Annotated in this window: 21 protein-coding genes; 9 read left to right on the forward strand and 12 right to left on the reverse strand. The window is 64.7% G+C overall.

All coding sequences use genetic code 11. The features are described 5' to 3' along the window. Positions 1-18: 18 nt before the first annotated feature. The gene (rpsB, locus tag L6Q67_RS16845) at positions 19-771 is read right to left on the reverse strand and encodes a 30S ribosomal protein S2 (protein ID WP_296571982.1); all 753 of its coding nucleotides are present in this window, start codon (positions 769-771) and stop codon (positions 19-21) included. Positions 772-1,052: 281 nt separating this feature from the next. Here rpsB and map point away from each other — a divergent pair, with 281 nt between their 5' ends. After that, entirely contained in the window at positions 1,053-1,874 is an 822-nt protein-coding gene (gene map / locus L6Q67_RS16850) for a type I methionyl aminopeptidase (protein ID WP_296571984.1), read from the forward strand. 19 nt (positions 1,875-1,893) lie between these two features. Further along, on the forward strand, positions 1,894-4,485 hold the full coding sequence (locus tag L6Q67_RS16855) for a [protein-PII] uridylyltransferase (RefSeq protein WP_296571987.1): 2,592 nt from the start codon (positions 1,894-1,896) through the stop codon (positions 4,483-4,485). Positions 4,486-4,510: 25 nt separating this feature from the next. Here L6Q67_RS16855 and def read toward each other — a convergent pair whose 3' ends face one another. Together def and L6Q67_RS16865 are read right to left on the reverse strand one after the other, a co-directional pair. Further along, entirely contained in the window at positions 4,511-5,044 is a 534-nt protein-coding gene (gene def / locus L6Q67_RS16860) for a peptide deformylase (RefSeq protein ID WP_296571990.1), read from the reverse strand. Further along, complete coding sequence (locus L6Q67_RS16865; protein ID WP_296571993.1) at positions 5,041-5,778, reverse strand: S-methyl-5'-thioinosine phosphorylase; 738 nt, start codon at positions 5,776-5,778, stop codon at positions 5,041-5,043. Before L6Q67_RS16865 ends, def begins: the two co-directional genes overlap by 4 nt. Before the next feature lie 129 nt (positions 5,779-5,907). Here L6Q67_RS16865 and typA point away from each other — a divergent pair, with 129 nt between their 5' ends. Beyond that, positions 5,908-7,722, forward strand: a complete 1,815-nt coding sequence (gene typA / locus L6Q67_RS16870) for a translational GTPase TypA (RefSeq protein ID WP_296571996.1) — start codon at positions 5,908-5,910, stop codon at positions 7,720-7,722. A 113-nt stretch (positions 7,723-7,835) separates the two neighbouring features. Here the strand turns inward: typA and galU are convergent, their stop codons facing one another. The 4 genes from galU to smc are packed head-to-tail and all read right to left on the reverse strand — an operon-like array spanning position 7,836 to position 15,465. Next, positions 7,836-8,708 carry a UTP--glucose-1-phosphate uridylyltransferase GalU gene (gene galU / locus L6Q67_RS16875; RefSeq protein ID WP_296571998.1) on the reverse strand — a complete coding sequence of 291 codons (873 nt, stop codon included), beginning with the start codon at positions 8,706-8,708 and terminating at the stop codon, positions 7,836-7,838. Between the two features lie 2 nt (positions 8,709-8,710). Further along, positions 8,711-10,807 carry an NAD-dependent DNA ligase LigA gene (gene ligA, locus L6Q67_RS16880; RefSeq protein ID WP_296571999.1) on the reverse strand — a complete coding sequence of 699 codons (2,097 nt, stop codon included), beginning with the start codon at positions 10,805-10,807 and terminating at the stop codon, positions 8,711-8,713. A gap of 12 nt (positions 10,808-10,819) precedes the next feature. Further along, the gene (locus L6Q67_RS16885) at positions 10,820-11,899 is read right to left on the reverse strand and encodes a cell division protein ZipA C-terminal FtsZ-binding domain-containing protein (RefSeq protein WP_296572003.1); all 1,080 of its coding nucleotides are present in this window, start codon (positions 11,897-11,899) and stop codon (positions 10,820-10,822) included. A gap of 41 nt (positions 11,900-11,940) precedes the next feature. After that, a complete protein-coding gene (smc, locus tag L6Q67_RS16890) occupies positions 11,941-15,465 on the reverse strand; it encodes a chromosome segregation protein SMC (protein WP_296572006.1) in 3,525 nt (1,174 codons plus the stop codon). A 296-nt stretch (positions 15,466-15,761) separates the two neighbouring features. On the opposite strand from smc, the gene dapC reads away from it, so the two are divergent. The 6 genes from dapC (at position 15,762) to L6Q67_RS16920 (ending at position 21,749) form a co-directional block, all read left to right on the forward strand. Next, the gene (gene dapC / locus L6Q67_RS16895; RefSeq protein ID WP_296572009.1) at positions 15,762-16,976 is read left to right on the forward strand and encodes a succinyldiaminopimelate transaminase; all 1,215 of its coding nucleotides are present in this window, start codon (positions 15,762-15,764) and stop codon (positions 16,974-16,976) included. Then, positions 16,973-17,821: a 2,3,4,5-tetrahydropyridine-2,6-dicarboxylate N-succinyltransferase gene (gene dapD, locus L6Q67_RS16900; RefSeq protein WP_296572013.1), complete on the forward strand. Its 849-nt coding sequence runs from the start codon at positions 16,973-16,975 to the stop codon at positions 17,819-17,821. Before dapC ends, dapD begins: the two co-directional genes overlap by 4 nt. Positions 17,822-17,874: 53 nt before the next feature. Continuing rightward, positions 17,875-19,047 carry a PilT/PilU family type 4a pilus ATPase gene (locus L6Q67_RS16905; RefSeq protein ID WP_296572014.1) on the forward strand — a complete coding sequence of 391 codons (1,173 nt, stop codon included), beginning with the start codon at positions 17,875-17,877 and terminating at the stop codon, positions 19,045-19,047. 12 nt (positions 19,048-19,059) lie between these two features. Next, positions 19,060-20,223, forward strand: a complete 1,164-nt coding sequence (gene dapE, locus L6Q67_RS16910) for a succinyl-diaminopimelate desuccinylase (protein WP_296572017.1) — start codon at positions 19,060-19,062, stop codon at positions 20,221-20,223. Further along, on the forward strand, positions 20,220-21,161 hold the full coding sequence (gene prmB, locus L6Q67_RS16915) for a 50S ribosomal protein L3 N(5)-glutamine methyltransferase (RefSeq protein ID WP_296572020.1): 942 nt from the start codon (positions 20,220-20,222) through the stop codon (positions 21,159-21,161). The genes dapE and prmB overlap by 4 nt, the downstream gene beginning before the upstream one ends. A gap of 138 nt (positions 21,162-21,299) precedes the next feature. Continuing rightward, complete coding sequence (locus L6Q67_RS16920; RefSeq protein WP_296572022.1) at positions 21,300-21,749, forward strand: response regulator; 450 nt, start codon at positions 21,300-21,302, stop codon at positions 21,747-21,749. A 12-nt stretch (positions 21,750-21,761) separates the two neighbouring features. Here L6Q67_RS16920 and L6Q67_RS16925 read toward each other — a convergent pair whose 3' ends face one another. The 5 genes from L6Q67_RS16925 to hscB are packed head-to-tail and all read right to left on the reverse strand — an operon-like array spanning position 21,762 to position 25,202. Then, the gene (locus L6Q67_RS16925; RefSeq protein ID WP_296572025.1) at positions 21,762-22,256 is read right to left on the reverse strand and encodes a glutathione peroxidase; all 495 of its coding nucleotides are present in this window, start codon (positions 22,254-22,256) and stop codon (positions 21,762-21,764) included. Further along, a complete protein-coding gene (gene iscX, locus L6Q67_RS16930; protein ID WP_296572028.1) occupies positions 22,253-22,447 on the reverse strand; it encodes a Fe-S cluster assembly protein IscX in 195 nt (64 codons plus the stop codon). The genes L6Q67_RS16925 and iscX overlap by 4 nt, the downstream gene beginning before the upstream one ends. Then, entirely contained in the window at positions 22,444-22,788 is a 345-nt protein-coding gene (fdx, locus tag L6Q67_RS16935) for an ISC system 2Fe-2S type ferredoxin (protein WP_296572032.1), read from the reverse strand. The genes iscX and fdx overlap by 4 nt, the downstream gene beginning before the upstream one ends. A gap of 15 nt (positions 22,789-22,803) precedes the next feature. Beyond that, positions 22,804-24,672, reverse strand: a complete 1,869-nt coding sequence (gene hscA, locus L6Q67_RS16940; RefSeq protein WP_296572035.1) for a Fe-S protein assembly chaperone HscA — start codon at positions 24,670-24,672, stop codon at positions 22,804-22,806. Beyond that, positions 24,672-25,202 (reverse strand): Fe-S protein assembly co-chaperone HscB, encoded by a 531-nt coding sequence (gene hscB / locus L6Q67_RS16945; RefSeq protein ID WP_296572038.1) that lies wholly within the window; start codon positions 25,200-25,202, stop codon positions 24,672-24,674. The genes hscA and hscB overlap by 1 nt, the downstream gene beginning before the upstream one ends. Positions 25,203-25,231 lie beyond the last annotated feature (29 nt).

Consider the following 25,231-nt stretch of genomic DNA (forward strand, 5'->3'; position numbering starts at 1 on the left):
TGATCGGATGGGTAAGGCTCAGGCCTGCTCTTCGGCGCTGTCTTCCACTTCCACGAACTCGTCGGAGCCCGCAGCAACGATTTCCTGGATGACCTGGTTCTTGCCTTCCAGCACGGCATCAGCCACACCACGGGCGTACAGGCGGATCGCGCGGGAGGAGTCGTCGTTACCCGGGATCACGAAATCCACGCCCTCGGGGGTGTGGTTGGTATCAACGACGGCCACAACCGGGATACCCAGCTTGTTGGCTTCGGTGATGGCAATCTTGTGGTAGCCCACGTCGATCACGAACAGGGCATCCGGCAGGCCGCCCAGATCCTTGATGCCGCCGAGGCTCTTCTGCAGCTTCTCGAGCTCGCGGGAGGCCATCAGGGCTTCTTTCTTGGACAGACGCTCGATGGAGCCGTCTTCCACCATGGCTTCCATTTCCTTCAGGCGCTTGATGGAAACCTTGACGGTCTTGAAGTTGGTGAGCATGCCGCCCAGCCAACGCTCATCGACGTAGGGCATGCCGGCGCGACGGGCTTCTTCAGCCACGATTTCGCGAGCCTGGCGCTTGGTGCCGACGAGGAGGATGGTGCCGCGGTTAGCAGCCAGCTTGCGCACGAAATCCATGGCCTCGTTGTACTTGACGAGGGTCTTCTCGAGGTTGACGATATGGATCTTGTTGCGCTGACCGAAGATGAAGGGAGCCATCTTCGGGTTCCAGAAACGGGTTTGGTGACCAAAGTGGACGCCCGCTTCGAGCATTTGACGCATGGTGACAGACATTTTGCACTCCAATACAGAGGTTTGACCGCCGCCCAGCCTGCCTGGCCCGCCCATGCGGAACCACGCCTTGCCGCGGGCCATCCTTTCAGACAGCCCACCGGACCTCAATGGGCCGGACGTGTGAATTTTGCCGGGCACATGCCAGACAAGCCGCCGATTGTAGCAGCAACCCGTTACTTCCCTCAAGGCCGGCTCTCCGCCTCGCGCTCCTGCCGCATTGCCCGTATGCGCTGCATGCGCTAGCCTAGTGCGCTCAATACCCCATAGAAGATCAGAGTCTCATGAGCGTCACCATAAAAACGCCGGAAGAAATCGAAAAGATGCGCATCGCGGGCCGCCTGGGCTCCGAAGTGCTGGACTACATCACCCCCTTCGTCAAACCGGGGGTCACCACCGCCGAGCTGGACAAGCTCTGTCATGACTATATGGTGGAGGTTCAGGGCTGCATCCCGGCCCCCCTCAACTACTGCCCCCCGGGCTACAAGCCTTATCCCAAGTCGATCTGCACGTCGATCAACCATCAGGTCTGCCACGGCGTCCCGAGCGACAAGGCCCTCAAGAAGGGGGACATCGTCAACCTGGACATCACGGTGATCAAGGACGGCTACCACGGCGACACCAGCCGGATGTTCCTGGTCGGCGGCGACAACAACTGCAGCATCCTCGCCCGGCGCCTGTGCCAGATCACCTACGAGTGCCTGTGGCTCGGTATTGCCCAGGTGCGACCCGGCGCCCACCTCGGCGACATCGGCCATGCCATCCAGAAACATGCCGAAGGCAGCGGTTTCTCGGTTGTGCGCGAATTTTGCGGCCACGGCATCGGTGCCAACTTCCACGAGGATCCGCAGGTCCTGCACTACGGCAAGCCGGGTACCGGCATCGAACTCAAGCCGGGCATGATCTTCACCATCGAACCGATGATCAACGCCGGCAAGGCCGCGATCTCCGAACTGCCCGACGGCTGGACCATCGTCACCCGCGACCGCAGCCTGTCCGCCCAGTGGGAACACATGATCCTTGTCACCGAGACCGGCGTTGAAGTGCTGACCCTGTCGGCGGCGTCCCCGGCGCGCCCGGACATCGTTGCCAACCTCCTGCCCTGAGACCGCCCGCCCCTCGAAGATGTCTGATTCCGCGCCCATCCTGCCGCCCGACACCGCCCGCGAACTCATCACCCGCTACAAGAGCCGCCTGAAGGCAGGCGGAGAAGCCCTGCGTGCCGCCTACGAGGCGCGCCCGCTGACCGACCCGATCCTGAAAGGCCGCTCCCACCTGGTGGATGAAGTGCTCATCGACCTGTGGAAGGATTTCGGGCTCCCCGCCTCCGCCACGCTGGTGGCTGTCGGCGGCTATGGTCGCGAGGAACTCTTCCCGTGCTCGGACGTGGACCTGCTGTTCCTGCTCGAAGATGAGCCTGACGCCGACCTGGAGGAACGCTTGACCCAGATGATCGGGCTGATCTGGGATATCGGCCTCGATATCGGACACAGCGTGCGCACCATCGAAGCCTGCCTCGAGGAGGCCGCCCTCGACGTGACGGTGATGACCAACCTGCTGGAGGCACGCCGTATCCACGGCAACGTGCAGCTTTACGAACGCTTCGACACCAGCCTGCGCGGCATCCTCAACGCAGGGCAGTTCTTCAAGGCGAAGCGGCTGGAGCAGGAGCAGCGCTACACCCGCCACAACGAGACCCCCTACTCCCTCGAGCCCAACTGCAAGGAGAGCCCCGGCGGGCTGCGGGATCTCCAGATCATCGGCTGGATCAGCCGCTCGGCGGGCATCGGCACCCACTGGCGCGACCTGGCCCGGCACGGCCTGATCACCGACGAGGAAGCCACCGAGCTGCGTGAGCTCGAACGCTTCCTGCAGCATGTACGCATACGCCTGCACCACCTCACCGGACGCCGCGAGGACCGTCTGCTGTTCGACCACCAGGAGAAACTCGCCCGGCGCTTTGGCTTCGACGCCACCGAGGCCCGTCGCGCCTCCGAAGTGTTCATGCAGGAGTATTACCGGACCGCCAAGAAGGTCACCCAGCTCAACACCATCCTGCTACTCAACTTCGGTGTCGAGTTCTTCCCCAACCGCTACCCGGCGGCGATCAACATCAACGAGCGCTTCCAGTGCGTGCGCGAGCTCCTCGACGTGCGCGACGAAGGCGTCTTCGACCGCCACCCCAGTGCCCTGCTCGAATGCTTCCTGCTCCTGGAGCAACGCTCCGAGCTGAAGGGCATGACCGCCCGCACGCTACGGGCCCTGTGGCGCGGGCGCAAACTGATCAACGCGGAGTTTCGGCAGAATCCGGCCAATCGCGCCCTCTTCCTCCGCCTGCTGCAGCAGAAGCGCGGCGTGGTGCACGAGATGCGGCGCATGAACCAGTACGGCATCCTGAGCTTCTACCTGCCGGCCTGGCGACGCATCGTCGGCCAGATGCAGCACGATCTCTTCCATGTTTACACGGTGGATCAGCACATTCTGCAGGTCCTGCGCAACGTGCGCCGCTTCATGGTGGCAGAGCACGCCCACGAATACCCCCTGCTCACCCGCCTGAGCACCGGCTTCGAGAAGCCCTGGCTGATCTACATCGCCGCCCTCTTCCACGACATTGCCAAGGGTCGCGGCGGTGACCACTCGAAACTGGGCATGAAGGACGCACGGGATTTCTGCGAATCCCACGGCATCGAAGAGAACGACACCCTGCTGGTGGAATGGTTGGTCCAGCACCATCTGTCCATGTCCAACGTGGCCCAGAAGCAGGATCTGTCCGACCTTGACGTGATCCGTCGCTTTGCCGATCTGGTCCAGAACGAGCGCCGCCTCAACGCCCTGTACATCCTCACCCACGCCGACATCCGCGGCACCAGCCCCAAGGTCTGGAACGGCTGGAAGGGCAAGCTGCTGGAAGACCTCTTCTTTGCCGCCCAGCGCCTGCTCCGCGGCGCCACCCCCCAGCAGGCGCTGGGCACGCCGATCCGCCAGGACGACGCGCGCAATCTGCTGCGCTACTACGGCCTGCGCCCGGGCACCGAAGACACCCTGTGGGATCAGCTGGATACGGTATACTTCCTGCGCCACGACCCGGAGGAGATCGCGTGGCACGCCCGCATGTTGTACTACCGGGTGGAGACCGACGAGCCGGTGATCAAGGCGCGCCTCAGCCACGTGGGCGAAGGCCTGCAGGTGATGGTTTACATGAAGGATCAGGGCGATCTCTTCATGCGCCTGTGCGGCTTCTTCAGCCGGCTGGGCTTCTCCATCGCCGACGCCAAGATCCACACCACCCGCCACGGCTACGCACTGGACAGCTTCGTGCTGCTCGATCCGGGCCAGGAGGTGCATTACCGGGATCTGATCACGCTCCTCGAGCACGATCTCACCGAGCGGCTGGCCACCCATGCCCCCATCGACCGCCCCTCCAGCGGACGCCTCTCCAGGGAGGTCAAACACTTTCCGATCACACCGGAGATCAGCATCCGCCCCGACGAACGCGGCCAGCACCACATCATGTCAGTGACCGCCGCAGACCGCCCGGGCCTGCTCTTCGGGGTGGCGGAAACCCTGGTTGCCTATGGCATCAACCTGCACACCGCCAAGATCGCCACCCTCGGCGAGCGCGTGGAAGACACCTTCCTGATCAGCGGCCCCGGGCTTTCCCAGGACGCTCAGGTCCTCAAGATCGAGTCCGACCTGCTGGAAAAACTGGCGGTCTGAACGACCGGTGAGCCGCCGCCGGCAATCAGTCGTCGGCGGCCACCGCCCCATCCGGAAAGAGCACATCGGTATAGCCGAAGCGGGAGAAGTCCCGGACGCGCATGGGGTACAGGACACCGTCCAGGTGGTCGCACTCGTGCTGCACCACCCGGGCATGAAAGCCGGTGGCGAGACGATCGATCAGCTGACCGTGCTCGTCAAAGCCGGTATAGCGCAAGGACGTCCAGCGCGGCACCCAACCCCTGAGGCCGGGCACGGAGAGACAGCCCTCCCAGCCCCCTTCCTCCTCCTCACTCTGGGGCGTCAGCTCCGGATTGATCAGCACCGTATCGGGCACCGCGGATGCATCGGGGTAGCGGGGGCTAGGGCCTCCGCCAAAGATCACCACACGCAGGTCAACGCCGATCTGCGGCGCTGCCAGGCCCGCTCCGTTCAGGTACGCCATGGTGTCGCGCATGTCCTGGATCAGGGCCGCCAGCTCAGGCGTACCAAAGGCCTGCACCGGCACCGCACGTCGAAGCAGACGCGCATCGCCCATGCGCAAGACGGCGCGGATCATGCCTCGCAGATGTGGTCGAGTACGTGACGCACCCGCCCCATCGCCTCCCGAAGCACGGTGTCGATGCTGTCGAAACAGATTCCCGACGCGCTGCTTGCACGCCCCGCGGCAAAGTTGGCAATCACGTTGATCGCGGCATACGGAATGCCCAGCTCACGGGCCAGCGCAGCCTCCGGCATGCCGGTCATGCCCACCACATCGCAACCATCCCGCTCCAGGCGATTGATCTCTGCCGCCGTTTCCAGCCGGGGGCCCTGGGTCGCCCCATACACTGCCCCGTCAGCCACCTGCTCGCCGGCCGCCGCCGCGGCTGCGAGAATCCGCTGCCGCAAGGCAAGATCATAGGGCTCGGTGAAATCGATATGCACCACCGCCTCTTCGGAGTTCTCGTGGAAGGTGCTCTTGCGCCCCCAGGTGTAATCGATGATCTGGTTCGGAACGACCAGGGAGCCCGGGCACAGATCGGCGCGAATGCCCCCCACCGAAGCCACCGAGATGATGGCATCCACCTTGGCCTGATGCAGGGCCCACAGGTTCGCCTGGTAATTCACCCGATGGGGCGGAATGGTGTGCCCGTATCCATGCCGCGCCAGAAAAACCACCGGCTTGTGACACAGGCGTCCGAACGTGAGCGCACCGGAAGGCTCGCCGTAGGGCGTCCGCACCACCTCCCGACGAATCAGGTCAAGGGATGCAAGCTGGGTAAGGCCGCTGCCGCCGATGATTGCCAGCATGTCCGGCACCTCCATTAAAACGTATCAGGCGCGAATCTTAGCACGGGGGCCAACACCGCCCGCCCATGCTGCGATGCGCAAAGACGTGCTAAAATTTTGGGTTTACAAGTACTTCCGGTATCCAACCCCATGTCCCGCGCCATTCGAAACATTGCCATCATCGCCCACGTTGACCACGGCAAGACCACCCTCGTCGACCAGCTCCTGCGCCAGTCCGGCACCTTCCGTGAAAACCAGCAGGTCACCGAGCGGGTGATGGACAGCAACGACATCGAAAAGGAACGGGGCATCACGATCCTCTCGAAGAACTGTGCGATCCAGTACGGCGACACCCACATCAACATCGTAGACACCCCGGGCCACGCCGACTTCGGCGGTGAGGTCGAGCGCGTGCTGTCCATGGTCGACAGCGTGCTGCTGCTGGTCGACTCTGTTGAAGGCCCCATGCCCCAGACCCGCTTCGTGACCCGCAAGGCCCTGGCCCTCGGTCTCAAGCCCATCGTCGTGATCAACAAGATCGACCGTCCGGGCGCCCGCCCCGACTGGGTCATCAACCACACCTTCGACCTCTTCGACAAACTCGGCGCCACCGACGAGCAGCTCGACTTCCCCATCATCTACGCCTCCGGCCTCAACGGCTTCGCGATGGAGAACCTCGAAGACGAGCGCACCGACATGCGCCCGCTGTTCGATGCCATCCTCAAGCACGTTCCGGCGCCCGAAGTGGACGCCGAAGGCCCGCTGCAGATGCAGATCTGCTCCCTGGACTATTCCACCTACATGGGCCAGATCGGTATCGGCCGCATCAAGCGTGGCCGCATCAAGCCCAACCAGGAACTCATCGTGATGTACGGCGACGAGAACCGCGGCAAGGGCAAGGTCAGCCAGATCCTGACCTTCAAGGGCCTCGAGCGCTCCCCCGCCGAAGTCGCGGAAGCCGGCGACATCGTGCTGGTGGCCGGCATCCAGCAGGTCAACATCGGCGTGACCCTTTGCGACCCCGAGTGTCTCGAAGGCATGACCCCCATCGCGGTGGACGAGCCCACCCTGACCATGAACTTCATGGTCAACTCCTCCCCCCTGGCCGGCCGTGAAGGCAAGTTCGTCACCAGCCGCCAGATCCGTGAGCGTCTCGAGAAGGAACTGCTGAAGAACGTCGCCCTGCGCGTCAACTTCACCAACGACTCCGACACCTTCGAAGTCTCCGGCCGCGGCGAACTGCACCTGACCATCCTGCTCGAGAACATGCGTCGGGAAGGCTACGAAATGGCTGTGGGCCGCCCCCGCGTGGTGTTCAAGGACATCGACGGCGTCAAGTGCGAGCCTTACGAAATGCTGACCGTCGACGTGGAAGAAGAGCACCAGGGCGGCGTGATGGAAGAACTCGGCCGCCGCCGTGGCGAGCTGCAGGACATGGCCCCGGACGGCAAGGGCCGCGTGCGCCTCGAGTACCGCATCCCGGCCCGCGGCCTGATCGGCTTCCAGGGCGAATTCCTGACCATGACCCGCGGTACCGGTCTGGCCAGCCACGTGTTCGACGACTACGGTCCGATGGGCGGCACCCTGGCCGAACGTCGCAACGGCGTGCTGATTTCCCAGAACGACGGCGAGGCCGTGGCCTACGCCCTGTGGAACCTGCAGGATCGCGGCCGCATGTTCGTGAGCCCGGGCGATGCGCTGTACGAAGGCATGATCATCGGCATCCACACCCGCGACAACGACCTGGTGGTGAACCCGATCAAGGGCAAGCAGCTGACCAACGTGCGCGCCTCCGGCACCGACGAAGCCGTGCGCCTGATCAACCCGATCCAGCTGACCCTCGAATCCGCCATCGAATTCATCGCCGATGACGAGATCGTCGAGATCACCCCCAAGAGCATCCGTCTGCGCAAGCGCTTCCTCAAGGAGCACGACCGCAAGCGTGCCGCCCGCGAAGAAGCATGATCGCCTGAAGCCAGGCCGGGGCAACCCGGCCCAGCCAATAAAAAGCGCGGCCATCGAGCCGCGCTTTTTATTGGCCGCCCCGCCTGAACACGGGACTCAGACAGGCTGTCGGATCAAGTCCGCGCAGCCAGGAAGGCCGCAAATTCCGCCCCGACTTCCGGGTGCTTCAATCCCAGCTCAACGGTTGCCCGCAGGTAACCCAGCTTGGACCCGCAGTCATAGCGCACGCCACGGAACTGATAGGCCAGCACCGCCTCCTCCTTGAGCAATGAAGCGATGGCATCGGTGAGCTGAAGTTCGCCGCCCGCCCCCGGCTTGAGCTGACGCAGATGCTCGAAAATGCGTCCCGTCAGGATGTAGCGGCCGATCACCGCCTGGGTGGACGGCGCCTCGTCAGGCTTCGGCTTCTCGACAATCCCGCACACCCGCTGGATCTCACCGCTATCACGCTCGGTGCTGACAATGCCGTACTGACGGGTCTGCTCGCGGGGCACATTCATCACACCCAGCACGGAGCAGCGATGGTAGTTGTAGACCTCGGCCATCTGCCGCATCACCGGCGACTCACCCAGGGAATCCAGCAGATCGTCAGCCAGCAGCACGGCGAAGGGCTCATCCCCCACCACCGGCGCGGCACACAGCACCGCATGCCCAAGGCCGAGCGCCTCGGCCTGGCGGATGTAGATGCAATTGACGTGAGACGGCACGGTATCGCGCACGATCTTCAGGAGCTCCGCCTTTCCGCGCATCTCCAGCTCGGTCTCGAGCTCATAGGCCTTGTCGAAATGATCTTCGATGGCCCGCTTGGAGCGCCCGGTGATGAACACCAGATCCGTCATGCCCGCCGCCACGGCTTCCTCGACCGCGTACTGGATCAGCGGCTTGTCCACGATCGGCATCATCTCCTTGGGGCTGGCCTTGGTCGCCGGCAGAAAACGGCTCCCCAGGCCCGCCACGGGAAACACCGCCTTCGTCACCTTCTTCATCATCACTCTCCGAATAACATTCCCTGGCCGTCTGGCGCATCCGCCCCGGCCGGTTCCAACAAGCGACGCAGCCCGTCCTCGTCCAGTATGGTGACACCCAGCTGTTGCGCCTTTTCGAGCTTGCTGCCCGCGTCGCTGCCGGCCACCACGTAATCCGTCTTCTTCGACACCGACCCGGCTACCTTGCCTCCGGCAGCCTCCACCAGGGCGGTGGCCTCATCCCGGCTGAGGCTGGGCAGGGTGCCGGTAAGCACCACCTTCTTCCCGCTCAGGGCGCCCGCCTGCGGGCGGGCAGCCGGCTCGGTCTCCGGCCAGTGCATGACCTCCTGTAGCGCCGAAATGACATTTAGGTTATGGGGCTCGGCCAGGAAATCCAGGATGCAGTGGGCCACCACGGGCCCCACGTCAGGCACTTCCAGCAGGGCCTCCTCCTTCGCCTTGAGGAACAGATTCAGCTTGCCGAAATGCCGTGCCAGATCCTTGGCCGTGGTCTCACCCACGTTGCGCATGCCGAGACCGAAGATGAAGCGCGCCAGGGAGGTATCCCGGCTCTTGTCGATGGCCGCCAGCAGATTGATCGCCGACTTCTCACCCATCCGCTCCAGACCCGCCAGCACCTCCTGGTTCACCCGCGCAGAATCGTAAAGATCCGCTGGTGTGCGCACGATGCCGGCGCTGACCAGCTGATTGACGATCTGATCGCCCAGACCATCCACGTCCACCGCCCGACGGCTGGCAAAATGGAGCAGCGCCTGCTTGCACTGGGCCGGGCAGAACAACCCGCCGGTACAGCGGGCCACCGCCTCGTCCTCGCCCCGCACCACATGGGAGCCGCATTCAGGGCAAACATGGCCGACCGCCTCGAGGAGGTCATAGCGCGGCAGCTCGACCTCACGCCGCTCGGCAATGGGCCCCACCACTTCCGGAATCACGTCGCCGGCACGACGCACGATCACCCAGTCACCGATCCGCACGTCCTTGCGATCGATCTCCCCCTGGTTGTGCAGGGTGGCGTTGGTTACCGTCACGCCACCGACGAACACCGGCTCCAGGCGGGCCACCGGGGTCAGTGCGCCGGTACGCCCCACCTGCACATCAATGTCCAGCAGGCGGGTGGCCACCTCCTCGGCGGGATACTTGTGGGCCACCGCCCAGCGGGGTTCGCGGGAAACAAAACCAAGGGACTGCTGCAGATCGAGGCGATCCACCTTGTACACCACCCCATCGATGTCGAAGGGCAGCGACTCACGCAGGGCGGCCATGTCCCGATGGAACTGGGCCAGCCCCTCCGGGCCGTCGGCGCGCCGGCGGTGCTCGCACACCGGCAGGCCAAACGCCGCCAGGGCATCCAGCACCCCGGTGTGGGTTGCCGGCATCGTCCATCCCTGCACCTCTCCCAGCCCATAGGCAAAGAAGGACAGGGGGCGCCTGGCGGTGATGCCGGGATCAAGCTGGCGCAGACTCCCCGCAGCGGCATTGCGCGGATTGACGAAGACCTTCTGCCCGGCCGCCTCCTGGCTGGCATTGAGGCGCTGGAAGTCATCCCGGCGCATGTAGATCTCGCCGCGCACCTCCAGCACCGGCGGGGCATCCCCCTGCAGGCGCAGGGGAATCCGGCGCAGGGTACGCACGTTGGCGGTCACCTCCTCACCGGTACTGCCGTCGCCCCGGGTTGCCGCCTGAACCAGCACACCGCTCTCATAGCGCAGATTGATGGCCAGCCCGTCGAACTTGAGCTCAGCCGCATAGGTGACGGGTGGTGCCGACTCATCCAGACCCAGAGCCCGGCGCACCCGGCCATCAAAGCTGACGGCACCCTGGTCGGTCGTATCGGTCTCGGTGTGGATGGACAGCATCGGCACGGCATGCGCCACTGCCGCCAGCTCGGGCGAAGGGCGCCCTCCCACCCGGGTCGTCGGTGAATTCGGGGTCAGCAGCTCGGGATGAGCGGCTTCAAGGGCCTGCAGCTCCTGAAAAAGCCGGTCGAATTCGGCGTCGGGGATGGTCGGCGCAGCAAGCACGTAATAGGCGTGCTCGTGCCGCTCCAGCTCCGCACGCAGGGCCGCCGCCCGCGCGTACGCTTCATCACTTGCCATCATGAAAAACGCAGATCAGGAGAACAGGCGGCGCGCCAGGGCAGAGCCGGGGGCAATGCCGTACTCGACCATCTGCCCCTGGAACTGCTCGATCTGCGCCCGGATAAGGCCAACGGCCTTGTCACCGAAGGGCGAACGGTTGTCGTCCACCACGGCGCCGTTGAGGGCTTCCGCGAGCTGCTGGGCCACCGCCATCATGCGCTCGAAGACCCTCACGCCGTCGGCCACCCGGGGCACGTCCAGGGTCAGGGTCACGCCCTGGGTGGTGAGCCCGCGCATGTCCTCGGCCACAAACAGGGACGGCTCGAGATTGCCCAGCACAAACTGGCTGATGCCCTGCTCGTCACGGGCATGGAAACAGCCATCTTCCAGCAGCTCAAGGCCGGCCGCCTCGGCCAGGCCGCGCAGCTTGGTTCCGGCGAAAGCGTGCTCCCGGGCCACCACGTTGACGCCGATCTGGATATCCACACCGGCACAGAAACGGTCCAGCTCGGCAGCCTGGGCCAGGGCTTCACCCTTGGCCGGCAGCGACGGGATGGCCATGAAGATGTCGCACATGCGCTGCAGGCCGTCACTCACCAGGGCCAGGTCGGCATCGCCGGCCGCGCCCCGGCGATCCACCAGCTGCAAGGCCACGCAGATCCAGTGGTAGCTGCTGCCGCTGTTCGGGCCCACGGCCTCCCAGCGGTTGTCGGAATCGGAAAAGCCGAACCAGCGCACCGGCTTGGTGATGCCCTGGAGCTGCTCGGAGGCGGCCTGCCACAGGCGTCCCGCAACCACGGGCTCGATGGATTCGACACGCACCACCCAGTCGGCCCGCTCGTCCACCTCGGGGGGCAGCAGCGGCGGCACCCGGCGGGCACTGGCATCCTTGACAGTCTTGGCACTGGGCTGGACTCGGGCTGGCGCGTCGACGCTGATCACCGGCTCGACCCTTTCGGTGGAGCCCACGCCGGCTGGCAACTCGCTGAGCACGGGCTCCTGGGCACTGGGTGGGACCAGGGGCTCCAGGGCCTTGCGCTGCTTGCGCTCCTGCCACTTGTTGAACGCAAAGATGCCGACGACCACCGCGCCGCCAACACCCACCAGACCCATTTGCAACTCACTGATTGCCATCGATTTCCCTTGTTTCCCGGTCAGGCTGCGCTGGCTTCGGCCAGCCGCAGCGCTTCCTCGATATCCACTTCCACCACTCTCGACACCCCCTGCTCCTGCATCGTGACCCCCACCAGCTGCTGCGCGATCTCCATGGTGATCTTGCTATGGCTGATGAACACGAACTGGGTCTGCGACGACATGCGCTTGACCATCTGGCAGTAACGCTCGGTATTCGAGTCATCCAGGGGTGCGTCGACCTCGTCCAGCATGCAGAAAGGCGCAGGATTGAGCTGGAACATGGAAAATACCAGAGCAATCGCCGTCAGGGCCTTTTCGCCGCCCGAAAGCAGCTGGATCGAGCTGTTTTTCTTGCCCGGCGGCTGGGCGACGATGGAGATGCCTGCATCGAGGATCTCGTCGCCAGTCAGCACCAGCCGCGCTTCGCCCCCTCCGAACAGCATGGGGAACAAGCTGCCGAAATGGCGATTGACCGTATTGTACGTCTCCTGCAGCTGCTCCCGGGTCTCCCTGTCGATGCGCCGTATCGCATCCTCCAGGGTTTCGATCGCCCCAAGAAGGTCATCGGTCTGAGCGTCCAGATAGGACTTGCGCTCGGAGGCCGCCTTCAGTTCATCCAGGGCCGCAAGATTGACCGGCCCAAGCTCGGCGATCTCCCGGCCCAGGCGAGCCACTTCGCGCTGCAGCGACCCTTCACGCAGATCGGGGGTGAGCAGCGGGGACAGCACGGCTTCATCGGCCTGAGCCTCCTCAAGGCGTGCCGCGTGCTGCCCTTCGGCCATCTCGGCGGCCTGCACCCGCAGGCGCAGATCGGCCACACGCTCCCGCTGGGGCGCAGCGGCATGTTCGGTGCGCTGCCGCTCCTCTTCCAGTGCGCGCAGGCCGGCGTTGGCCTCCTCCAGGGTATTCCGGCACGCGGCAAGCGCGGTTTCACGCACCGTCCGCTGGGCAACGGAGTCCTGCAGGGCGGCGGCCACCGACACCTCGTCGATCTCGAGCAGGGACTCGCGGCGCTCCACCAGTTCGTCGGCGATGCGCGCCAGCTGCTCGGCAGCCAGCGCCCGGTTGCGATCGAGATCTTCGAGCTTGCTGCGGCACTCCCGCTCCGAGTGACGAGCCTCCTGCAGCTCCCGCGCCAGGGCCTGTTCCAGGGCGCGGGTCTCACGCAGGGCACTGTCCCGCTCGCGCCGCACCGACTCGGCCGCATCCAGGCGGCCGCGCTGCAGCTCGGCCATCTCGCGGCTGCGCTCCAGCTCGGTCTCGGAGCGCATCAGACGGTCGCGCTCGGCCTGTTCGCCATGGGCGATCTCGCCCAGGTCCCGGTCGATCTGGCCACAGCGCTCTTCATAGCGCATCCGGGCCTGATTGAGCTTGAGCACCTCGACCTGCTCCGCATGAACACGCGCCTGCAGGGCCTGGGCATCGCGGCGCAGGCTGGCGATGGACTCCTGCAGACGGCTGGCCAGGGCCTCCGACTCCCCTACCGCAGCGTGGGCCAGGGCCGCCTCATCCTGGGCAGCCTGCACCTCGGCACTCAGATGCTCGATCTCGCGCTGACGCTCGATGACACCGTGGGTGCGGGAGTCAGGTGCATAGTGACTGAGGGCGTATCGATCAAGGAGCCGCCCCTCCCGCGACACCAGCACCGTGCCGACGGGCAGTTCACTGCGCCGGGGCAGCCATTCCGCCAGATCGTCAACAACAAAGGCCCGGCCGAGCCAGGCATCCAGGGTTTCAGCGAGATCCGGATCGGCATCCACCAGGGCGCTCAGCGGACGGGTACCTGCAGGCCCCTCAACCACACCCGCGCAAGGGATGCCCCCCGGCAGCAGAAAAGCCACCGCCCCCGGCACCTTGTCGGCCAGGGCCGCCAGGGCAGCCTGGCCGTCCACCGCCGGCAAGGCCGCGAGCCGCTCGCGCAGCACCGCCTCGACTGCCAGCTCCCAGCCAGCTTCGACACGCAGGCGCTGCCACAGGGGCGTCAGTGCATCCAGGTGATGGCGCTTGAGCCAGTCACCCAACTGCCCCTGCGCCTGCACCTTGCTTTGCAGCTGAACCAGGGCCTCGCGGCGCGCCCGCAGTTCGGTGGCCCGGCGCTGGGCCTGACGCTCGGCCTCCATGGCATGCTTGAGGGCCTGCTGAGCGGCGGGCACCTGCCCGTTGAGCTCGCCCAGTTCGGACTGACTGCGGGCCAGGCTGTCCTCGACCTCTTCGAGCATCGCCTCACGCTCGGCCACCTGGCGCAGATCCGGCGCCTGCACGGCCGACTGCTCCTGCTGCAGACGTGCGCGGCGCTGGGACAGAGCCTCGAGGGTGCGCTCGCTGCTCACCCGGTGGGCCTCTTCAACCCGGATCTGCTGTTCGGCGTGGTTGAGCTCACGCCGCACCGCCGCCGCCGCCGCATCGGCGCTGCGCAAGGCCTCCTCCGCTTCGGGCAGACGTTCTCCGACTTCCCCGTGCCGGGCCTCGGCCTGCTCGGCCCGGATGGCGGCGTGCTCGAGCAAACCATTCCAGCGCTCGCCGTCCGCGGCCAGGGTGTCGAGCTGACTGCGCCACTGGGCATCATCACGTTCGAGCTGGGCCAGCCGGCTTTCCAGGATGCGCCGACTATCCCGCAGACGGGCCAGCTCGCCCTCCAGACGGGTCAGTTCGGAGCTCACCGCATAGAGCGCCTCCTGGGCCAGCTGCACACCTTCATTGGCACCCAGCTGGGCAGTGCGGGCGGTTTCAAGCTGGCCTTCCAGCAGCTGCAGGTGGGTCGAGTCCGCCTCGATGCGCCGGGTCGCCTCGGCCAGCTCTTCCGACAGACGGGCGCGCTCGGCCCGCGCCTCGTTGCGCTTCATCAGCCACAGCAGATTCTGGCGCTCGGACAGGCTGGCGTTGAGCTGCCGGAATTTCTCGGCAACGGCGGCCTGGGTTTCGAGCTTGCCGATCTGCTGGCCGAGCTCATTGCGAATGTCTTCGAGGCGGGTCAGGTTGTCCCGGGCATCGGACAAGCGCCCTTCGGTTTCACGGCGCCGCTCCCGGTACTTGGTGACCCCCGCGGCCTCCTCGAGAAAGCCCCGCACCTCTTCAGGCTTGGCCTCGATGATGCGGGAGATCATGCCCTGCTCGATGATGGCGTAGGCCCGCGGGCCAAGACCGGTGCCAAGGAACAGATCGATCACGTCCTTGCGACGGACCTGCACCCCGTTGATGTAATACGTGGACTCGCCGCTGCGGTCGAGCACCCGCTTCACGGCCACCTCGGCATAAGGCTTCCACTGGCCGGCAGCCCTGCCCTCCGCGTTGTCGAACACCAGCTCGACGCTCGCCCGGGACACCGGCTTGCGCGTGGTGGAGCCATTGAAGATGACGTCCAGCATCGAACCGCCGCGCAGGGCCGAGGCCCGCGACTCGCCCAGCACCCAGCGCACGGCATCGATGATGTTCGACTTGCCGCAACCGTTCGGACCGACGACACCCACCAGATTGCCGGGCGTAAGCACGGTGGTCGGGTCTACGAAGGTCTTGAAACCGGCGAGCTTGAGTTTGGCCAGGCGCACGTATCGACAGGATGAAAGAGGGCTTGGGTGAGCGGATCTGCGGCAACAATGCTGCACCGCCACATTAACGACGGCCGCTATAATAACATCTGCAAAAAAAGCGGCCATCGGGCATGTTTCAATCGCCTGTTTGCCGCTTTTGTACCTGTCGCACCTGAACTGCTCTCCGTTGCGGCCGCCTGCAACCGCCCTTCGCCCTGACAGCTCGCGACAAGCAACCTGCTGCGCCCGCACCCAGCCTGCCGGCGCCTTGACCCTCCGCCCCCTCCGGGCCGATTACAGGACACCTTCCGAACGTGAATCCGCACCTCCAGGATCTCCACCCCTACCCTTTCGAGAAGCTGCGCAGCCTCTTCGAGGGCATCACGCCCCCCGCCGACCTGTCGCCGATCCGCCTGTCCATCGGCGAGCCCCAGCATGCGACGCCCGGCTTCATCCGCCAGGCCCTGGTGGATAACCTCGGCGGCCTCGCCAACTACCCGACCACCCAGGGCTCCGACGCCCTGCGGCAGTCCATCGCCGGCTGGCTCGAGCGCCGCTACGGTCTGCCGAAAGTCAACGCAGCCACCCAGGTACTGCCCGTCAATGGCTCCCGGGAGGCGCTGTTTGCCTTCGCCCAGTGCGTGATCGACGGCTCCCGGCCCGACGCGCTGGTGATATGCCCGAACCCGTTCTATCAGATCTACGAAGGTGCCGCCTACCTGGCCGGCGCCCAACCCTACTTCATCAACAACCTGCCGGACGACCGTTTTGCCTCCGACTTCGCCGCCGTCCCGGAAGCCGACTGGCAGCGCGTGCAGCTGGTGTATGTCTGCTCCCCCGGCAACCCCACCGGCCGGGTGCTGTCCCTGGATGAATGGAAGCAGCTCTTCGACCTGTCGGACCGCTACGGCTTCGTGATCGCCGCCGACGAGTGCTACTCCGAGATCTACTTCGACGACACCCAGCTGCCCATCGGCGGACTTGAGGCCGCCCATCGCCTGGGCCGCACCGATTTCCGCAACGTGGTGATGTTCTCCAGCCTGTCCAAGCGCTCCAACGTCCCCGGCATGCGCTCCGGCTTCGTGGCGGGCGACGCGGCCATCCTCAAGAAATTCCTGCTCTACCGCACCTACCACGGCTGCGCCATGAGCCCGTCGGTGCAGGCCGCCTCCGCAGCAGCCTGGAGCGACGAAGCCCACGTAGCCGAAAACCGCCGCCAGTACCGGGAAAAGTTCGCCGTCATCACCCCGATGATTGCCGCCCACCTGGAGGTGGAACTTCCCGACGCCGGCTTCTATCTATGGGCCCGGGTAGACCGCCTTGGCCTGTCGGACACCGAGTTCGCCCGCCGCCTTCAGGCCGAATATAATGTGACGGTTCTGCCCGGCAGCTACCTTGCGCGGGAAGCCCGCGGGGTCAATCCCGGCGCCGGCTTCGTGCGCATCGCCCTCGTTGCCGACCTGGCCGAGTGCGTCGAGGCAGCCCGTCGCATCGTCTCCTTCGCCCAACAACTATCGAACAACTCATGAGCGTCCAAATGCACATCACGCCCCACCACGAGAACCCCTTCGTCCCGCAGATCGAAGAACTGTGGGAGCGCCGCACCGACCTGTCGGCTGCCAGCGCCACCAAGGAACAGATCGAGATCATCGAACACGTCATCGAAGAGCTGGACCAGGGCAAGCTGCGCGTTGCCGAAAAGATCAACGGCGAGTGGGTCACCCACCAGTGGATCAAGAAGGCCGTGCTGCTGTACTTCCGCACCCACGACAACAAGCTCATCGACAACGGCACCCGTTACTACGACAAGGTGCCCACCAAGTTCGACGACTACACGCCCCAGGATTTCGCCGCCGGCGGTTTCCGCGTGGTGCCCAACGCCGTGGCCCGCAAGGGCAGCTTCATCGGCAAGGGCGTCGTGCTGATGCCCTCCTATGTCAACATCGGCGCCTACGTCGATGAGGGCACCATGGTCGACACCTGGGCCACCGTCGGCTCCTGTGCCCAGATCGGCAAGAACGTGCACCTCTCCGGCGGCGTCGGCATCGGCGGCGTGCTCGAGCCCCTCCAGGCCAACCCGACCATCATCGGCGACAACTGCTTCATCGGCGCACGCTCCGAAGTCGTTGAAGGCGTCATCGTGGAAGACAACTGCGTCATCTCCATGGGCGTTTACATCGGCCAGAGCACCAAGATCTACGACCGCGCCACCGGTGAAGTCCACTACGGCCGCATCCCCGCCGGCTCCGTGGTGGTGAGCGGCAACCTGCCCTCCGCCGACGGCAAGTACAGCCTTTACTGCGCCGTGATCGTGAAGAAGGTGGACGCCCAGACCCGCGCCAAGACCAGCATCAACGAACTCCTGCGCGACTGACGACCCCAGCGGGCCGCCACTCCGGCGGCCCCCCTCCCCTTCCGGGCAGCCCGATGATCATCGACAAGCTATTCGCGCTGATGGCCGAGAAAAAGGCCTCGGACATCTTCATTACCGTCGGCACCCCGATTCACATCAAGATCGACGGCAACACACTGCCCATCAATCAGCAGGCCATGGATCCCACGATGATCCAGCGCATGGCCTACGAGATGATGAACCCGGAGCAGACTGAGCGCTTCGAGAAGTTCAAGGAGATGAACCTCTCCTTCGGCCGCCGGGACATGGGCAACTTCCGGGTCAACATCTTCTGGCAGCGCAACAGCATCGCCATCGTCGTCCGCTACATCCTCGGCGAGATCCCCCGCCTCGAAACCCTCGGCCTGCCGCCGGTGCTGTCCGAGGTCATCATGGAAAAGCGCGGGCTCGTGCTGGTCGTCGGCGCAACCGGCTCCGGGAAATCCACCACCATCGCGTCGATGCTCGATCACCGTAACGAAAACCGTTCCGGCCACATCCTGACCATCGAAGACCCGATCGAATATCTTTTCAAGCACAAGATGTCGATCGTCAATCAGCGCGAAATCGGTGCCGACACCCTGGACTGGCAGAACGCGCTGCGCAGCGCCATGCGCCAGGCCCCCGACTGCATCCTGATCGGCGAGATCCGCGACCGGGAAACCATGAGCGCCGCCCTCGCCTATGCCCAGACCGGGCATCTGTGCCTGGCCACGCTGCACGCCAACAACGCGTACCACGCCCTCAACCGGATTTTCAGCTTCTTCCCCCTCGACGGACGCGCCCTGCTGTCCCTCGATCTGGCGGCCACGCTGAAGTGCATTGCCTCCCAGCGCCTGATCAAGCGGCCGGATGGCGGGCGGATTCCGGCGGTCGAGATCCTGCTGAACACCCGCCAGGTGGCCGAGCTGATCGAACGCAGCGAAATCTCCGCGATTCGTGAGGCCATGGAGCAAAGCCTGGCCCAGGGCTCCCGCACCTTCGAGCAGGACCTGTTCCGCCTGTTCAAGGACAAGGTCATCACCCTCGAGGAGGCCCTGGCCAACTCCGACTCCCCCACCAACCTGTCCTGGCTCATCAACAACGCCCAGTTCGGCAACGGCGGCAACGAGAAATCCAGCCGCCCGCCGTCCACCATCGACTTCGAGCAGACCGAACCGGATGGCGCGTCCTTCCGCGAATTCACCCTCGAACTCGACGACGACTGACAACAAAAAATCATGACTGCACCCCAAACATCAGGGAACCCCACCCTGGCCCTGGCCTGTGAACTCATCGCACGCCCCTCGGTCACGCCCGAAGACGCCGGCTGCCTCGATCTCATCAGCGCCCGCCTCGCCCCCCTCGGCTTTACCTGCGAGCGCATCGACGGCGGTGGCGTGAGCAATCTGTGGGCACGTCGTGGCACGGCTCGCCCCCTCGTGGTCTTTGCCGGCCACACCGACGTGGTGCCCACCGGCCCCCTCGAGGCCTGGATCTCCAACCCCTTCGTGCCCACCGAGCGGGACGGCCAGCTGTTCGGCCGGGGTGCCGCCGACATGAAGTCATCCCTGGCCGCCTTCGTCACCGCCATCGAAGACTTCGTCGCCGCCCAGCCGGACCATGCCGGCTCCATCGCCCTGCTGCTCACCTCGGACGAAGAAGGCGATGCCACCCACGGCACCACCCTGGTCGTCGAAGCCCTCAAAGCGCGCGGTGAAGTCCTCGATTACTGCATCGTCGGCGAGCCCACTTCGGTGGACACCCTGGGCGACATGATCAAGAACGGGCGTCGTGGCAGCCTGTCCGGCAAGCTCACCGTCAAGGGCGTGCAGGGGCACATCGCCTACCCGCATCTGGCCCGCAACCCGATCCATCTGGCCGCACCGGCCCTGGCCGAGCTTGCGTCCGTGACCTGGGACCAGGGCAACGAGTACTTCCCGCCCACCTCCTGGCAGATGTCCAACATCAAGGCCGGCACCGGCGCAACCAACGTGATCCCGGGCGCTCTGGAAGTCATGTTCAACTTCCGCTTTGCCACCGTGCATACGGCCGATGATCTGAAGTCGAAGGTGCACGCCATCCTCGACAAACACGGCCTGGACTACGACCTGGCCTGGACCCTCGGCGGCAAGCCCTTCCTGACCCCCCGCGGCACCCTCGTCGCCGCCATGGAGGCCGCCGTATTCGACACCCTGGCGCTGAAGCCCGAACTGTCCACCACCGGCGGCACCTCCGACGGGCGCTTCATTGCCGAAATCTGCCCTCAGGTCGTCGAGTTCGGTCCCGTTAACGCAAGCATTCACAAACTCAACGAGTGCATCGCCATCGACGCGGTGGCACCCCTGTCGGCAATCTATCGCCGGACCCTCGAAAACCTGCTGAGCACCCCGGAACCAGCATGACCCACGAAGATCACCTGGAACACGACGACGAACATGAGCATGAACACGAGCACGGCCCGATGGCCGAGCTCGTCACTGTTCGCGACTGGATCCGCTACGCCGTCACCCGCTTCAACCGCGCCGGCTGCTTCTACGGACACGGCCTGCAGGACGCCTACGACGAAGCCGTCTACCTCGTCCTGCACACCCTGGCCCTGCCCCTGGACCGCCTGGAGCCCTTCCTCGACGCCTGCATTCCCGGCGATGAGCGCGGGGACATCTACGAAGTCATCGAGAAGCGCGCGGTGGATCGACTGCCGGCCGCCTACATCACCGGCGAAGCCTGGCTGGGCGATTTCCGCTTCAAGGTCGACCCGCGGGTCATCATCCCGCGGTCCTTCTTTGCCGAGCTGCTCCAGGACGGCTTCAGCCCCTGGATCCAGGATCCGGAAGCCGTCACCTCGGCCATGGACATGTGTACCGGCTCCGGCTGCCTGGCCATCCTGATGGCCCACGCCTTCCCCAATGCGGAGATCGTGGCGGTGGACATCTCCCCCGATGCCATCGACGTGGCTCGCGAGAACATCGCCGCCTACGGGCTCGAAGACCGGATCACCCTGATCCAGTCCGACGGCTTCTCGGCCGTGCCGGAACAGCGCTTCGACTTCATCCTCAGCAACCCGCCCTACGTGACGCAGGAAGCCATGGATGCCCTGCCCAGCGAATACCTGCACGAACCCGGCCTGGCGCTGGGATCGGGAGATGACGGGCTGGATCTGGTGCGCAAACTGCTCGCCGATGCACCCCGCTACCTCAAGCCCGAGGGCCTTCTGGCCGTTGAAGTGGGCCATAACCGCCACATCGTCGAAGAAACCTTTCCTGACTTGACACCGACATGGCTGTCAGGGCCGAGTGGGGACGACAAGATCTTCATGCTGGAAGCGGGTCAATTGTTGTAAAAGCACCCTGAAATGCGAACTCGGTCCACCAATTCCATAGCCGGCCGTACTTATGATCTTGCTTGGGAGAAATTTGCCAAATTGACCCCAAATTCACCGTAATCAACAAAAACACAAAAGCAAGATCAAGGAGCTTCTATGGCGACCGATCGCCCCATCCTCCTCGTTGAGGACAACCCCGATGACGAAGCACTGACTCTCAGGGCTTTCAGCAAGAACAAGATAGCCAACCAGGTGGTCGTGGCCCGGGACGGTGTCGAGGCGCTGGACTACCTCTTCTGCACCGGGCAGTTCTCCAATCGGGACAGCACGATCATGCCGGCCTTCGTGTTGCTCGATCTGAAACTGCCCCGGATAGACGGCCTGGAAGTGCTGCGCCGCATCCGGGCGGACGAACGCACTGCGCTACTGCCGGTTGTTGTCCTGACCACCTCCAAAGAGCATCAGGACATATTCGAAGCGTATCGACTGGGGGCAAACAGCTATATCCGAAAACCGGTGGATTTCGAGCGCTTCCTTCAGGCCGTGGGGCAGCTTGGCCTGTACTGGCTGTCCCTCAACGAGCCTTCGGATCCGACAGCCCGGTAAGCGGATGAAAGACTACAGCAGTGCTTCGATGTCCCTGCCCAGATCGCCGGGAGGCGTCATCGGAGCATAGCGCCTCACAGGTACACCGGCCTTGTCGATCAGGAACTTGGTGAAATTCCATTTGACGGCGTGACTCCCCAAGACCCCGGGCAACGCCGCAGTAAGGAAGGCAAACAGGGGGTGAGCCCCCTCGCCATTGACGTCCACCTTCTCACCCATCAGAAAGGTGACGCCAAAATTGTGCCGGCAGAAGCCGGCAATCTGGCTCGCGTCGCCGGGCTCCTGCCCGCCGAACTGGTTGCACGGAAAGCCGACCACCACCAGGCCACGCTCCCCATAAGCTTCGTGGAGGGCCTGAAGCCCCCCGTACTGGGACGTGAAGCCACATTCGCTGGCCGTATTCACGATCAGTACGACCCGCCCCGCCATATCGGCGAAACGGATCGGTGCGCCGGACAGGCTCTTCGCTTCAAAGCCCAGGATGTTGTCCGGCATGGCCCTGGTCACGCCACTTCCTCGATCCACGCCTGCTGGATGCCTTCCAGGATGCGCTCCCCGCAATGCTTGGGATCGTCGTCAAACTCCGGCAAGGCCATCGTCCATTGCATCAAGTCAACGAAATTGACCTTGAGGGGATCCACATCGGGGTAGGCCTCCGACAACTGGATCGCGATCTCCTGCACTTCTGTCCATTTCATCCCCGCTTGCCCTCCTTGACCATGTTGATCGAATACTTGGGAATCTCGACGGTGAGCGACGTTTCACCCACGATGGCCTGACAGGACAGGCGCGATGTCGGCTCCAGGCCCCAGGCCTTGTCGAGCAGATCCTCCTCGAGCTCCTCGGCGGGCTCCAGGCTGTTGAACCCATCGCGCACGACCACGTGGCAGGTCGTGCACGCACAGGACTTCTCGCAGGCGTGGTCGATGAGGATGTCGTTGAGCAGCAGGGCGTCACAGACCGACTGACCCGGCTCGGCGTCAATCACGGCCCCTTCCGGGCACAGCTCCACATGGGGAAGCACAATCAAAGTAGTCATGGTGATGTGTCAGGTTCAGATCCGAAGATCATCGATCCGGTGACCGGCCAGGGCCTCCCGGATACTCTTGTCCATACGCCGCGAGGCGAACTCGTTGGACGCACGGTTGAAGGCCTCAAGCTGGATCTTGATGGCGCGGGCATCCTGCCCTTGCGCGGCGGTGCGCAGGGCCGTAATCGCCGCATCCAGAGCCTCGCGCTCGGTCTCATTCAGCAGCATGGCGTCCGCCGCCAGGGCTCTTTCCGTCGCTTCGACGACCCTTTCAGCCTCGACCTGCTGCTCCCGCAGACCGCGCAGCTCCATGTCATCCCGGGCGTTGTCGAAGCCGGCCTTGAGCATGTCGGCAATTTCGTGGTCGGCCAGCCCGTAAGACGGCTTGACCTCCACACGGGCCTCGACACCGGTGGTCTGCTCCCGGGCTGCCACCGACAGCAGGCCGTCGGCATCCACCTGGAAGGTGACGCGGATTCGTGCGGCGCCGGCCACCATCGGCGGAATCCCGCGCAGCTCAAAGCGGGCCAGGGAGCGGCAGGCCGAGACCAGCTCGCGCTCGCCCTGCACCACGTGGAAGGACATGGCAGTCTGGCCGTCCTTGAAGGTGGTGAAATCCTGGGCGCGGGCCGTCGGAATGGTGGCATTGCGGGGAATGATCTTCTCGACCAGCCCGCCCATGGTTTCGATGCCGAGGGACAAGGGAATGACGTCGAGGAGCAGCCATTCATCTTCGGTGGCCCGGTTGCCTGCCAGCACGTTGGCCTGCATGGCGGCACCGATGGCAACGACCGTATCCGGATCGAGGTTGGTCAGCGGCGTCTGTCCGAAGAACTCGCCGACCGCCTGCTGCACGTGGGGCATGCGCGTCGCGCCCCCTACCATGACCACGCCCTTCACCTGATCGGGCTCAAGCCCGGCATCACGCAGGGCCTTCTTGACCGGCTTCAGTGTCTTGGCGACCAGGGGCCGGGTGATGTCCACGAACACCGAGCGATCGATGCTCAGATCCACCTCGTCGCCACTCTCTAGGGTCATCCGGACGGGCACGGTCTCGTCAAGGCTCAGGCGCTCCTTGACCTCCCGGGCCTTCATCAGCAGACGTCGGGCGTCCCGGTCAGAGGGTAGTGAAATACCTGCGTTGTCGAGCATCCAGCAGAACAGGCGATGATCGAAGTCGTCCCCCCCAAGCGATGCATCGCCGTTGGTCGCCACCACTTCGAACACCCCTCGCGACAGACGCAGCACGGAGATGTCGAAGGTGCCGCCACCGAGGTCATACACCGCGTAGATGCCTTCCGATGCATTCTCCAGGCCATAGGCGATCGCAGCGGCCGTCGGCTCGTTGAGCAGACGCAGAACGTTGAGACCAGACAGGCGCGCCGCATCCTTGGTGGCCTGGCGCTGGGCATCGTCGAAATAGGCCGGCACGGTGATCACGGCCCCGGTCAGCTCGCCACCCAGACTCCGCTCGGCGCGCACGCGCAGATCCTTGAGAATCTCAGCGGACACCTGCACCGGGCTTTTCACACCCTGAACGGTGCGCAAGCGCACCATGCCTTCGGCGTCCACAAAGTCGTAAGGCATGGTCTCCACATGGGAGACATCCTTGAGCCCGCGGCCCATGAAACGCTTCACAGACACGATGGTGTTGCGGGGGTCGACAGCCTGGGCAGCCTGGGCCTTGCGGCCCACGACGATCTGCCCGTCGGCGAGGTATTGCACCACGGAAGACAACAGCATCCGGCCGTCTTCATCCTGCAGACACAGGGCGACGCCATTGCGGACGGTCGCCACCAGCGAATTGGTGGTACCGAGATCAATGCCCACAGCGAGCCTGTGCTGATGCGGCTCGGTGGACATCCCCGGTTCAGAAATTTGCAGCAGAGCCATCAGGATTCCAGCGCCGTCAAGGCGTCATTGATTTCGTGTTGCAGCTTTTCAAGAAACTTCAGGCGACGCACCGTATCGGCCGCCGCCTCCAGATCACCCTGCTCATCAAGTTGCACCGCCAGCTGCTCGATCAGGCTGCGATTGGAATGCCGGATGCGCCGGGCGAGGTCTTCAAGCACCTCTTCATCCGCAGCCTCGCGGGCCTCACCGAGCGCCTCGCGCCATTCCATCTGTTCCATCAGGAACGCAGGCGACATGGCGGTGTTGGTCTCAAACGCCGGATCGATGCCCTTCAGTTCAAGCAGGTACTGCCCTCTTGCAAGGGGGCTCTTGAGGGTGCGGAAGGCTTCATTGGCGTGAGTCGCCCACTGCATCGACAGGCGCTTGTCCGCGTCGGGCAGATGGGCGAAACGGTCGGGGTGGACTTTGCCCTGGATGTCCAGGTAAGCCTGCTCAAGCCGGTCCATGTCCACCGAAAACCCCACCGGCAGCCCGAAAAGTGCGAAGAAGTCCTGCTTCAGATCAAGCATGTGAAACCCTCTGCCAGAACGGACAGGCG

The sequence above is a fragment of the Zoogloea sp. genome, from assembly GCF_023150065.1.
In the GTDB taxonomy this organism is placed as follows: Bacteria; Pseudomonadota; Gammaproteobacteria; order Burkholderiales; family Rhodocyclaceae; genus Zoogloea.